Genomic DNA, 12518 nt, shown 5'->3' with positions numbered 1-12518 from the left:
GCTTCGGACTAACCAGCAGGGGCTGCTGCGCAGAGCCTAAAATTCAAAGCGAGTGATAGGGGGCTTTGTACGAACCGATCCGATCTGTCGGGGCAATGCGCTAGGGTGAGGAGCGAGATCATTCGTTCGTTTCGTACGGTACTTGCCGGCGCAAAGCCCTCAGTTTGCCATTGGTGTCTGCGTGAGAGCGCGTCGAATTCGTCATCCGCGCTCACATGGTCGGACAAACGTTCAACATGAATCATGCCGATGGGAATCCGCAATGAAGTATTGGTAAGACAGACGAATAGCGAGAGCTGGAGCGGTGCAAGCAAGAAATTGCGTATCTCAAACAGCTGGTTGTGCAGCTTTCTGACGCTGTCCTACACAACATCGTAGAAGGCGCCGATGACCGGAAAATCGGAACGGACGTGAGCCTCTCAGCGGCCTGACGAATCGCAAGTCGGCGGAACACTCTCCTTCATCTTCAAAGCCGTATTATGTGAGACCGCAGTCCTTCGAACAGAACGATCGGGAGCCGCTGACCGCGCGCGCCCATGTCCTGCTTTAGGACGCCATAGAGAGCGTCGTCATCGTGGGGAAAGTACACACAACTGGATGAATCAGAAGCGTTGTCATATGCGTAATCTTAGCGTTAGAGCCCGTCCGTATCGGAAGCGAGCGCGCATTGTGCCACGATCTCGTCGCGGCGGGTGACCTCATAGCAGCCGAAGGCCAGCCCTCGAATCGACGGACAATCAGGTCCTTGCTTGAAGTCGGACCGGCACATCTTCTTGAGAAAGATGTCTGGGTTGTTTGGTGCTTGAACGCACTCTTTTCCTCACCGCTGGGAGAGCACCTCGTTTTCAAAGGCGGAACATCCCTTTCGAAGGCATACGGCGCAATCCGCCGCTTCTCGGAAGACGTCGACCTTACCTACGACATTCGGGCGATAGCTCCAGATCTTGTGAAAACAAGCGAGAGCAATCCCGTCCCTCAGAGCCGCAGTCAGGCAAGAAGTGGAGTGACCAGGTTCGCGAGCGTCTTCCAGTTTGGGTGAAAGAAAAGGCGCTTTCCGTTGTCAGTCAATGCCTCGAAAACGACAAGCTGGGTGCAAGGGCGGAAGCCGGCGGCGACAAAATCTTCGTAAGATACGATCCCTTGGAGACAGGCAATGGCTATGTGAGCCCCAGCGTCATGCTTGAATTCGGCGCAAGGTCCACGGGCGAGCCGAGCGAGCTTCATGACGTGGTTTGCGACGCCGCCCATTATCTTGAAGCTCTCGAATTTCCAATTGCCAAGCCGAAAACCATGAAAGCGGAGCGCATCTTCTGGGAGAAGGCAACTGCGATCCATGTTTTTTGCGTCCAAGGCAAACTACGAGGCGAGCGTTTTGCTCGCCACTGGTACGACATTGTAAGATTGGACGAGGCAGGGATCGCCAATGCGGCTTTCAAAGACCGAAAGCTTGCCGCAACGGTGGCAGAGCACAAGACATGGTTCTTCTCGGAAAAGGACCGTGCAGGAGCCGTAATTGACTATCACAAGGCAGTCGGGGGCGTCTTGAAGCGCGTTCCCGAAGGACAAACGCGAACCGTGTTGGAGCAGGACTACAATCACATGGTCGAAGACGGGCTTTTGCTCGATGAGCCCGAAGCATTTAATGACCTAATGCGGCGGTGTGCCGATATCGAAAAGCGAGCGAACGACGCGACTTAAGAGCCTCATTACCTGGCAGAATACGCAGGCCATGGCATGCGCCCGTCGCCTTCACCTGGGAAGAGGCGGTCGAGCAGGCAGGCGGAGAAGCAAAGCGTCTCGCTGCAATCGAGCTCAACAAGCTGCACGACCAGCTCCGCAGCCTTCGCGTGAAGGCTGACGGAATGAACCAGAATGGCGTTGTTGCCCATTTTCTGGGGATCACCGGAGTTGCCGGCGTCAACACCGAGTTCGATCTGGAGCTGAACCCGGCCGGACTGCTTGGAGAGGTAAATTCCGATGAACCGGTATTTCGGGCCCGCGCGAAGGCGGTTTTTTTTCAGGCGGCTTTTCTTCGCCCCTGGCCGCTGGCGGGCTGGATGCCGTGGTGCACATCGAGGTGCAACTGACGCGTGACGACGTCGTCGAGGCCGTGCCGCGCATCGAGGTGCCGGCGCTGCCGCATCTCGCATTTCACTTCCCCCATATCTCGCTTCCGGATACCCAGCGCTTCGGCCAGCCGATCGCGAAGATCAATTGTCGGGTTCTCAGATCGCCTCTCAAGGCCACCAATATATCAGCGGTCACTGCCGGCATCTAGGCAAGTTGCTCTTGGGGCACCCGAGGTGCGAGGCTAGTGCCAGTCATGCGGAGCGCGTCTGCCTCGCAAATCAACGCCGCGGCGCTACCGCTTGCTGACCTTGCATCGGCAGCATCAGAAACGCATCCGATGTTGTTATGCTGTAGTGCGAATTCAGGGAGCGCAACATCACCTTTGGCTCAAAGAGGCGCCGCAGCTAGGGGCGTTCTATTCTGCCGAACTGCCGCTCGATGCAGACTTTGGAGTCCGCGCTCATGCACTCCTTTGTTTCCGATTCCCTCCTTGGCTCGAGTGGAGGCTGAAGCATGCGGCGTTCTGCATCGGACCGAGCACGTGGCGTCACGCCGCCTGCTGTCCACTGATCGGGACCGTTCGGGAGCAGGTGGGATCGCTATGCCGTGAAATCCATCGAAGGCGACCCCCCAATGCAGGATTTAGGCGTAATCACGCGGGTCATTGCATAAATCAACATTACAATATTGTTACAGTCAGACCCACACCAACGACAGGCGCTCGCAGAGCGCATGTTCGGCGGGTGTTACCTCGGCGAAGCGTCGATCTTCGTTGGGGTCGGTTCCAGCAGCTTTGCAACAGAGCACAAGGTTCTAAGGAATCTGAAGCCGAGACGACACACTCAGGTGAGAAACGGGATTCTTCGTTCGTTACGTACTGTGTTTGTCGGAGCAAAGGTGTGCCCAAATTTGCCATTGCGTTCTGCGATGGCACGCCCACTTGGCAGGATGTGGGCTGGCAAAGCCAGCCAACCTGCCCGGCGTGAACCTGGAGGAAAAACTCATTATCTTAGCAACGCAGATGCCCGGCGGGCTAAACGAGTCAAGCGATTTGAGATGTTGTGAATGGTCAGCGGCCGGGTTGATTGCTGCAGGCGGGGGCACAGGCCGATCTTGAAAGCCAAAGCAGTTGAGGGTGTGAACCTATCGGTCCGACGATAGTGCATCGAGAGCCTCAGCTGGTGCTCGCAGTATTATTTGGAAAACCCGTGCAGACACTTCGTACTCGCGCGGACCCGCGGGTAGTTTCGCGGGAGTGTGAGATGAGCAATTTCAACCAGGAACGCGTGCTGAGCGTCCATCACTGGACCGACAATCTCGTCAGCTTCACCACCACGCGGGATCCGTCGTTCCGCTTCCGTAGCGGCGAATTCACCAAGATCGGGCTCAAGATCGACGAGAAGCCGCTGCTGCGTGCGTGCAACCTGGCCAGCGCCCATTACGAGGAACGGCTGGAATTCTTCTCGATCAAAGTGCCGGGTGGTCCCTTAACCTCGCGTCTGCAGCAACTGAAGGAGGGTGACGAGATCATCGTCAGCCGCAAGGCTAGGGGGACGCTGGTCATCGATAATCTCGAGTACGGGCGCAATCTCTATCTGATCGGTACCGGCACCGGGCTTGCGCCGTTCCTAAGCGTGATCAAGGATCCTGCAACCTATCTGCGATTCAAGAATGTCGTGCTGCTGCATGGCTGCCGCCGTATCGCGGATCTCGCCTATGGCGAGATGATCACGGGAAAACTGCCGAGCGACGAGCTGGTCGGCGACTTTGCGCGCTACCAGTTGATCTATCATCCAACCGTGACGCGCGATCGCTTCTGCAACCGTGGACGGATCACCGACCTGATCGTGTCAGGCAAGCTGTTTTCAGACATCGAGCTGCCGGAACTCGACCCGCAGCATGACCGCGTCATGATATGTGGCAGCCCCGCCCTGGTGCGCGATGCCCGCGAGCTATTGGTGGCGAAGGGGTTTATCGAAGGCAATCACGGCGAGCCGGCGCAATTCGTGTTCGAAAAGGAGTTCGCCGAACGAAATAATTTGAGCTCTGCTAGGCCAGGGGGTCTACATCCATCATGACGGGCAAGTAGGAATCGCCATGAAGCATCTGAAATGACAGACGAACAGCGCGAGCTGGAGCGCTGCAAGCAAGAGATTCTTCGTCTCACACAGCTGGTTGCGTTTCTCAAACGGCAGGTTGTGCAGCTTTCTGAAATTATCTTTCAACCGTCGTAAAGAGCGCCAGGAGCGGAAAATCGGAAGGCTTGTGAGTCTCTGAGCGATGCCGAAGTGCGCTCTGTTTCCCAGCAGCGTGGCTTCCAGGCTTTGGGAGGCAGGGGACCAGCCACTCCAGTTCCGTGGGGACGGGCTCTTAATTTTAGTCGGAGGCGCGGTCTGTATATGAGGGCTAATGTTCAATCGTGACGGTGAATTCTGGTCTCAACTTGCGGCATATCTCTACGCTGTGGTTGTCGCGTTGTCTGTGTTGTGCGGCATTGGTCAGCTTCTAACAGGGCCAATCTTGAACTATTTCTCAAACTCAGATGAGCGAGCATCGGGCATCATTTTTGGATGGACCGCACGCAGCCCAAGCGAATGACTGGCGGGAGCGGTCGAACGGAATGCGCTAGCGGTCCAACCGGGAAAATGGCATTGCAATGAAGTCATCTCCTCTTCTACGTTTTTGGCAGGACAAGGTTGGGGCGAGCTCAATTGAGTACGCCCTGATCGCGGCTGGGATTTCTGCTACGCTTGTCCTTGCGCTGAATGTTCTTGGCTCCAACCGCAATGTTGATTGCAGTTCTGCACCTTCATCAAACGTTTCGACGCGCCAGTTCGACAAGTTGAATCTCGAATCCAGCAATGATAGGCAAGGCAAATGACCGTCAGCAAATACCAGATCAGGCACGAGCTGCGGCAGCTGATCGAGACGCATGTCAGCTCCTCGAGCACGTTCGAAGACTACGTGCTAATCACATGAGAGAAGAGGCGAAGAACCGGCTGGAGCTGGACGCGAGAACTTCCCGGACGAGGAGGTCGACGCCTCTCAATTGTAGCGCGGGCCCGAGCGCTTCGCACCGATGGTCAATCCTCGGGCGGAGGCTCAATTGGAATACAAAAGGCCGCCCCGCCTTGAGCTTCTGTTGCAGAGTGGTGTTGTCATCATGGCAGTGATGAGTTCCTGTAAGCTGCTGCTGTTTGCGCCCACGTCCATATCGGCCTCCTGCTGACGGATCACGCGCCACAAAGCGCTCACCGCGTTCGCCGGCCCTTACCCGCAATGGCTCGTTCGCGCCCTGCCGCCAAGCGGCGGCATTCCTCGCGAGGCAACAAGATCGCTCAGCCTGCCATCCTCCGCTGACGCTGCGGGCCAGAGGCTGCGGGTCGGTCGTTGCGGCGCTCAGAGATCGCCATCGAGGCCGCGCTGGTCGCGGTCCCCCGAGAATTTTAGCGGGACATTCGCGTTTGTCCCCGTTCCGCCTGTGAATTTCGGCGCGAGCCCGCCGTCATTCGCCGCAGATCAGCGGGAACATCGGGGTAGAGACGATTTGTCCCCGCCCTGTCCCCTCGGCGTCCCAAGCCGGCTTCTCCGGGATCAATCGGGGCGAAATGACTCTGCTGGGGCAACTTCCAATGATGGACAATTACCTTCCGAGCGCGCGCGTCGGCGATCGATCGTATCGGTAGCCGCATTGGCGTTGCTCGCATTGGCGCTATGCGGACTGATCTGGGGTTCTGGCAACCATGCGCCGGGCTGCGACTATGTCGCGGCTTGGTGCAATCGGCAGCGATCGGACGCACCGCGGGTTTTGCGCGACGTTTCCTGTTCGCAATCGGCGTGGTGGCTGTCTACATCGCCGATATGCGTTCCCCCCGGATCGCAAATGAGGAAGTTTAAGATTGCGCTTGCCGTCGCCCTGGCGACGGGCTCCTATTTTTCGCTGGCATACTATTTCAAGGTTAGCTACGTCGAAGAAGTCCCCAACCGCGACGATATCGCTCCGATCTATCTAATTTTGCCGACGGCGACGCCCGGCTCGTTCTTCGCCTGCTTATGGCTTCCTGTCCATGTCAAGCGAGTGGTCATTTACGAGCGGGGCGTTCCGATCGGCTACTCCAACGCGATCTATGATAATCCGTTCAGAACCTACTCCTCTGCTGGCAGGCAATGGAAAAACGTCGAGTTCAACACCAAAGGCGAACACGTACGTCGATGGGTCATGTGGGACAACGAGACAGGCCACTGACGATGCCGTCGGGAGCCTGATCGATCAGCATTTGCACGCCGCGATACCATTCCTGTCAGGTCGGCACCGGTGCCGGCGCGATCAGTCTGGGCTCGAGCTGCTCGTAGGATAGCGAGGTCGCCTCGGCGATCTGTTGCAGGATGTCTCGCTGGAAGGCTTCGTAGTCCGTGGGGTCGGCGGCACGCTCGCGCGCCAGACAAGAGAAGTGTGTCGAAATCCGATTCGCCGGTAATCGACACCTCCATTCTTATCCCTGCTCATCCACAACGCCACCCGATGCGCGGCAATGTCTTGCCGCTCGCCAAGAAAAGGGGTGGCGATGCCTTATATCGATTCAGGTGGAATAAGGCTGTATTTCGAGGAATGTGGGCGGGGCTATCCAATCATTTTCGTTCATGAATTCGAATCCGACCTGCACAGCTGGGAAGCGCAGATCCGTTATTTTTCGCGTGGCTATAGGTGCATTGCCTATAACGCGCGTGGATATCCACCGAGCGACGTTCCTGATGATCCCGCCATATACGGCTGGCAGGTCGCCGTAGAGGACATCGGCATCGTCATGCGCGATCTCTCGATCGGGCGCGCCCACATAGTTGGATCTAGCATGGGCGCCTATGCTGCTCTGCTGTTTGGGTTGCGATACCGCGAAAAGAGCAGCGCGATTGTCGCAGCCGGAGCAGGGGCGGGATCTCCAGCCTCGGATCGTGAAAGGTGGTTGAAGAACACGTCTGTTCTCGCGCGCGCATTGGCGGCGCGAGGTATGGATGCCATGGCAGAGAAAATGGCACGCCACTTCACGCGAATTCAACTGAAACACAAGGATCCGAAGGGCTGGCAGGAGTTTGTAAACCGGCTCAAGCAGCATTCGGCGCAGGGTATGGCCAATACCTTGCTCCAGTGCCAAGCCGTGCGACCGTCCTTGCACAACTTCCGCGATGAATTTTCACGGATGACGGTGCCGGTGCTGCTCACCGTGGGTGACGAAGACAAGCCATGTTTAGAAACCGGCCTGATGCTCAAATCCACAATTCCCGCCGCCGGCATTTGGGTGTGCCCCAATACGGGCCATGCCATCAATCTCGAAGAACCTGCAGCCTTCAACGCGCAGATTGAAGCGTTCTTCAGCGCCGTCGAGCGAGGAAGCTGGGGTCATATCGACCGGCGGAAACAGCCCGTCTCGGGATATGAGAATTCAACGGCCGCTCGATTGAATTTCGACGGAGCGCTTCCATGAAGTCATGGATCGCTATCTACCTTTCCGAGCCCGTCGCCGCGCGGCTCGCAGTCGCAGCGCAACGTCCCGGGGCCACCAAATCGGAGATCATTGAGGCTGCCCTCGCTGATTTCTTCGGGCCAGATCATGACGTCGATGATCCCTCGGTTGATCGCCGGCTGAACGCCATCAACCAGAACCTCGAACAGCTTCATCAAGAGTTGCGGATTGTGAGTGAGACTGTTGCGCTTCAGGCTCGATTTCTTCTCGCCGTCACGCCTCCGCTTGCAGCCGCCGACCAACCTGCCGCCTGTACCCTGGGACTCGCGCGCTTCGACGAATTTGCTGCACAGGTGACAAGGCGGGTTCATCTAGGAACGTCGCTCATCAAGGAAACAATTGAGCGGGTGAATTCGACTGATCCGGCGCATTTTGCAACACAACCGGTGAGGCAAGAAGGGTCGGCCCGCTCCACACACCAGGAACCAAACGGCGTTGCGGCGCCTGTCGCCGGCAACAAACCACAATCTCCGCCTGTTGCTCGAGGCGCAGCCTTCGATCGCGAACTCGATACAAGAGCAGAACAAACAATGGCTGGCGCGATATGGCGGCCGTTTCTGGCGCCATGGCGTGCTACGGGGCCGCAGCTGTCACGAGCCTTCTCCACAGATTGGCTTTTAGTTTTGCGCGTCTTCTTACCCTTCGTCGCAGCTTACTATCTTTCTTTTCTCTTTCGCACCATAAACGCGACCATAGCTGCACCATTAACCTATGAGTTTGGACTGGGTGCCGACGACCTCGGTCTCCTGACGTCCATCTACTTCCTGACCTTCGCGGCCGCCCAGATTCCTATTGGGGTGTTAGTGGACCGATACGGTCCACGAAAAATCCAGAGTGTCGTGCTGATGGCCGCAGCCGCCGGGGCAGCGCTATTTGCCGTCTCCGACAACTTTTGGCTTCTTCTTCTCGGCCGAGCGTTAATCGGCTTTGGCGCTTCTGCAGCATTGACGGCCGGATTGAAAGCCGTCGTTCTCTGGTTTCCCGCCGAGCAGGTGCCTCTGCTCAATGGCTTGATGATCATGCTAGGGTCCTTTGGCGCCGTGACGGCAACATTGCCGGCCGAATACCTGCTCGTGTCGATCGGCTGGCGGGGATTGTTTGAGCTCTTAGCCATTGCATCGGTTGGATGCGCCCTCGCAATTTTCCTTCTCGTGCCAAAGGGCACGTGCTCATTCGCCGCGAAGGGGACTACCATTGGACTACGAATGATTTATTCAGACCCTCGCTTCTGGCGTTTGGCGCCGCTCTCTGCAACCTGCATTGGTACGGCCTGGGCTTTACAGGGGCTGTGGGCTACCCAGTGGTTCGCCGATGTCGAGGGCCTGGACCGATCGGAATTGCTTCGCAATCTCTTTGTCATGGCAATCGCATCGAGTGCGGGCGCCCTGGTTCTAGGCGTTGCGGCTCAAAAGCTTCGTCGACACGGGATAAGCCCTCGACCGCTCTTGGGCTTGGTCGCACTTCTGTTCTTCGTAGCCCAATTGGCAGTGATCCTGCGAGTACCTTTGCCATCATCTGTTCCGTGGATGATTGTCGCTGCCTGCGGGGCGGCGACCGTCCTTAGCTACGCGATTTTGGGCGAGTTTTTCCCAAAAGAGCTTGCTGGACGTGCCACCGCGGCGCTCAACGTCTTTCACATCGGTTGCGCCTTTCTGGTCCAGTATCTGGTGGGTTTCTTGATTCAGTATTGGACACCTCAGCAGGGCCACTACCCGGAAATTGCTTACCAGATAGCCTTTGCAGTCAACCTTGCAGTTCAGCTCGGAGCATGGTTCTGGTTTATTATCCCTGTACCTCTACGAGGCAGTGGTGCCGGGAGCGAGCGGCCGCTCTAGAAGCTCTGCAAGATGTGGACGAAAGCGGCGCCGCCGAGATCCACGGTTGGTGTGGGGCGCTCTTCAGCCTGACGTTCCCGGTTGCTGCGAAGTTGCTATTGCTGGCAGGGCCACTCAACTCTTCAGCCAACGTCTTCAAGTGGAGCTAGTCTTCTTGCGTCAGCCATGTGGTAAACTGCTCAACACTTTTGGCTTTGCGCGCTGAGGGGTTGAATAGGCCGTAGAACCCAGCGCCAATAATGCGTGATTGAGGAAAAAGAATTCCAAGGCGCCGTTCTGCAACGTCGAGCGAAACGAGAGCCTCCGGCACAAGAGCAATACCATAGCCATTGATTGCTGCCTCTATGCAGAGGAAAAAGTAGTCAAAGACTTGGCCACGCGGCGTCTGACTGACATCTATACCAGCCTTACGGAACCAGTCCGGCCAAGCCGAGATACGGCTTTTCATGTGCAGCAGTGGGCACCGCGTCAAATCCTTCGCATGGCGTACTTTCAATTCGGACAGCAGCCCTGGCGAGACGACCGCCACGGCTTCGTCATGCAGAAGATGACGGCAAGCTAATCCGGCCTTTTTCATAGGATAGCACCGGATGACAAGATCGCTCTGGTCGACGCTCGACTCGAACTCATCGGTGTTAGAGGTTTCAAGCCGGATTTCGATACGCGGATTCAGTCGCTGAAAGGCTGCGATACGGGGGATCAGCCATCGCATCGCAAACGATGGCGTCGCGTTGATGCGGATGCAGTGTGCGGAGCCGGAGCTGGCAAAGTCCTCCGAAGCAACGGCCAACAGATCGAGGCTCTTGCGTACATCATGAGCGTAAGAACGTGCTGCAGGCGTCAATTCAATGCGGTTGCCAGCCTTCCGCACCAATTTGCAAGAGAAATATCCTTCTAGCAGCCGCAGCTGTTGGCTGACAGCGCTGTGGCTGACATTCAGTTCAGCGGCAGCTTGCGTGACGCTTTCATGTCGTGACACCGCCTCAAAGGCACGAAGAGCGGTAAAAGGTGGAATTTTGCGCATGCTTAGGTGTTAGATTCTCTAACATTGATCTCAATAAATGATACCTTCCAGATGACGAAAAAACGCGGTTATCTCGCGCGATTGAAAGTTTTTCGACGAAAACCACAACAAGGTTGATTGTAAGAGATTCTCCAGCTGTTGTAAGGCTGCGTTGCAGGTTGTCAGTTAGAAATAACGATTAGATGGCAATTTAGGCTGTTAGCGGGGCTCACAATTCGCACGGCTTTTCCGAGTTCGCTCGAAATCCTGTTGAATGGGTTGCATAAAATAATGCCGGTACATCCGCGGGCAGGGCCTTTACGTTCGCCTCCACCTCGGCCACCCGGTCTCGAGCGCCTGGCTGTTCTGGCGGAAGCTCGTGCGACCTGCTAGGCCGAGCAGCTTCTTCGCCAACGGCGGCGGTGGGGTCATTAGGAAGCACGTGATTATGTTCAAATGGTAGAGCCGGAATGAGCCCGGTCGAATGCATCTTCCAGGAATTTATTGATGCCATCCAAACCGCAACCAGCGAGGATGAATTCGAGCGCGTCGCAATGCGGCTGACACAGAGGCTTGGCTTCCAGCGATTTGCCTACCTGCGCCTGACCGGCGAGACGCCCATGTTGATCTCGTCCTATCCCAAATCCTGGACCAGCCGGTACTTCCAACTCGGATATCAGCAGCTCGATCCCGTGGTGCGCCGCGCGCGTGCCGAGCACGCGCTGTTCAGCTGGGGAGGCGAGGCGTCAGCCGTGGCCGGAAATCGCGAGCAGCGCCGGTTCTTCGATGAAGCGACGACTTTCGGAATTAGGTCAGGCATAACTGTGCCAATCAGGGGTGGATTTGGCCGAATGGCTGCATTTACGCTGGCGACGGGCGACCGCGATCTTCACCCCGAGCGGCTCGTGGCCGACGGGAAGGATCTCATACAACTCGTCGGGTTGCACTTTCATTGTTATGTCGCCGCCAGACTTGACGTACTCTCTGCCAGTAAACTCGTCGCAAGTGAGCTCAGTCAGCGCGAGCGCCAGTGCCTTGCATGGATCGCGCGCGGAAAAACTGTCGCCGATATCGCGGTGCTGGTCCAGATTGCACCGCGAACTGTCGTGTTTCATCTTGATAACGCACGCAGCAAACTAGGTGCAGCATCAATTGCTCAATGCGTCGCCGAGGCGCTGCGGCGCGGTTTGTTGTCCTAATCATCCACACACTCCCATTTCGCGAGATGCACAACAGACCTGGCGCTCGTCGCGCCGGGCATGTTGTATTGTGTTCTGTCCAAAATGGTCTAACGTAATCAAACTGAACAAGAGGTACCTGTAAAATTTGACAGGCGATTAGCAACTCTCTTTCTGGTTTTGAGGCCTCCCGATAATTTCAGGAGGTCGCTATGCATGCCATCGCACTTCACACCTCTCAATTTGGTCGTCATCTGGAGTTGCTCGCGGCGATGTACCGGCTGCGGCGCCGTGTCTTCAAGGATAGGCTCGACTGGTCAGTGTCGGTCTCGGGTGAATTCGAGCTCGATGTGTATGACACTCTCGGACCGACTTACCTCATTCTGGTGGCAGACGCCGGAGAGCCGGTTGGTTCGGTTCGTCTGCTTCCGACGACCGGACCAACCATGTTGGCCGATACCTTTCCCGTTCTGCTCGGCGGGACGCCAGCGCCGCATGCCGAAAGAATTCTCGAAAGCTCACGCTTTTGCGTCGACACCAGTCTTGTTGCGGAGCAGGCGGCCAATAGTCTCAACCGCGCGACGTTTATCCTTTTTGCCGCCATGATGGAGGCAGCACGCGGCGCGCGCGCAGACAGCATCGTGACAGTCACTGATACACGTATGGAGCGCATTCTCCGGCGAGCGGGCTGGCCATTGAGACGGATCGCTGCTCCGCAGCAGGTCGGATCGACCATAGCGGTCGCCGGCTTTCTCGACATGTCAGAACAAACGCTTCACAGGATGTACGAACAAGCCGACGTCAACGGCCCCGTGCTTGTGCCAGCGGATCTTGTTGACGCGGCCGCCTGATGCCCCGCGAGCAGCATCCAGCAAAAGTAATTTGATACGTAAATGCTCGCAGACCCACGACA

At 56.9% G+C, this 12518-nt stretch carries 10 protein-coding genes and 1 pseudogene; 9 read left to right on the top strand and 2 right to left on the bottom strand.

Annotated elements, in window-relative coordinates; all coding sequences use genetic code 11:
* Positions 1 to 700 precede the first annotated feature (700 nt).
* The 4 genes and pseudogenes from LMTR3_RS13070 to LMTR3_RS13055 all read left to right on the top strand — a co-directional run bounded on the left by LMTR3_RS13070 (position 701) and on the right by LMTR3_RS13055 (position 4148).
* Positions 701 to 1698: pseudogene (locus LMTR3_RS13070) on the top strand (nucleotidyl transferase AbiEii/AbiGii toxin family protein).
* Between the two features lie 164 nt (positions 1699 to 1862).
* The gene (locus LMTR3_RS38470; RefSeq protein WP_176721876.1) at positions 1863 to 2087 is read left to right on the top strand and encodes a hypothetical protein; all 225 of its coding nucleotides are present in this window, start codon (positions 1863 to 1865) and stop codon (positions 2085 to 2087) included.
* Positions 2066 to 2278 (top strand): hypothetical protein, encoded by a 213-nt coding sequence (locus LMTR3_RS38465; protein WP_176721875.1) that lies wholly within the window; start codon positions 2066 to 2068, stop codon positions 2276 to 2278. Before LMTR3_RS38470 ends, LMTR3_RS38465 begins: the two co-directional genes overlap by 22 nt.
* Positions 2279 to 3332: 1054 nt before the next feature.
* Entirely contained in the window at positions 3333 to 4148 is an 816-nt protein-coding gene (locus LMTR3_RS13055; protein WP_065745394.1) for a ferredoxin--NADP reductase, read from the top strand.
* Positions 4149 to 4695: 547 nt separating this feature from the next.
* On the opposite strand, the gene LMTR3_RS40215 is transcribed toward LMTR3_RS13055, so the two are convergent.
* Entirely contained in the window at positions 4696 to 5004 is a 309-nt protein-coding gene (locus LMTR3_RS40215; protein WP_502686624.1) for a hypothetical protein, read from the bottom strand.
* 949 nt (positions 5005 to 5953) lie between these two features.
* Here LMTR3_RS40215 and LMTR3_RS13050 point away from each other — a divergent pair.
* From LMTR3_RS13050 to LMTR3_RS13035, 3 genes are all read left to right on the top strand, one after another.
* On the top strand, positions 5954 to 6316 hold the full coding sequence (locus LMTR3_RS13050) for a hypothetical protein (protein WP_065745393.1): 363 nt from the start codon (positions 5954 to 5956) through the stop codon (positions 6314 to 6316).
* Positions 6317 to 6635: 319 nt separating this feature from the next.
* Positions 6636 to 7550: an alpha/beta fold hydrolase gene (locus LMTR3_RS13045; protein WP_065745392.1), complete on the top strand. Its 915-nt coding sequence runs from the start codon at positions 6636 to 6638 to the stop codon at positions 7548 to 7550.
* A complete protein-coding gene (locus LMTR3_RS13035; RefSeq protein ID WP_245319842.1) occupies positions 7547 to 9424 on the top strand; it encodes an MFS transporter in 1878 nt (625 codons plus the stop codon). The genes LMTR3_RS13045 and LMTR3_RS13035 overlap by 4 nt, the downstream gene beginning before the upstream one ends.
* 145 nt (positions 9425 to 9569) lie before the next feature.
* On the opposite strand, the gene LMTR3_RS13030 is transcribed toward LMTR3_RS13035, so the two are convergent.
* Positions 9570 to 10448 (bottom strand): LysR substrate-binding domain-containing protein, encoded by an 879-nt coding sequence (locus LMTR3_RS13030; protein ID WP_065745389.1) that lies wholly within the window; start codon positions 10446 to 10448, stop codon positions 9570 to 9572.
* Between the two features lie 449 nt (positions 10449 to 10897).
* On the opposite strand from LMTR3_RS13030, the gene LMTR3_RS13025 reads away from it, so the two are divergent.
* Both LMTR3_RS13025 and LMTR3_RS13020 read left to right on the top strand, forming a co-directional pair.
* A complete protein-coding gene (locus LMTR3_RS13025; protein ID WP_065745388.1) occupies positions 10898 to 11626 on the top strand; it encodes an autoinducer binding domain-containing protein in 729 nt (242 codons plus the stop codon).
* A gap of 191 nt (positions 11627 to 11817) precedes the next feature.
* A complete protein-coding gene (locus tag LMTR3_RS13020) occupies positions 11818 to 12456 on the top strand; it encodes an acyl-homoserine-lactone synthase (RefSeq protein WP_065745387.1) in 639 nt (212 codons plus the stop codon).
* The last annotated feature ends 62 nt before the right edge of the window (positions 12457 to 12518 follow it).

It is taken from the genome of Bradyrhizobium sp. LMTR 3, from assembly GCF_001693485.1.
In the GTDB taxonomy this organism is placed as follows: domain Bacteria; phylum Pseudomonadota; class Alphaproteobacteria; order Rhizobiales; family Xanthobacteraceae; genus Bradyrhizobium.
The sequence above is the reverse complement of the archived record's forward strand: the minus strand, read 5'-3'. Positions and strand labels throughout refer to the sequence as shown.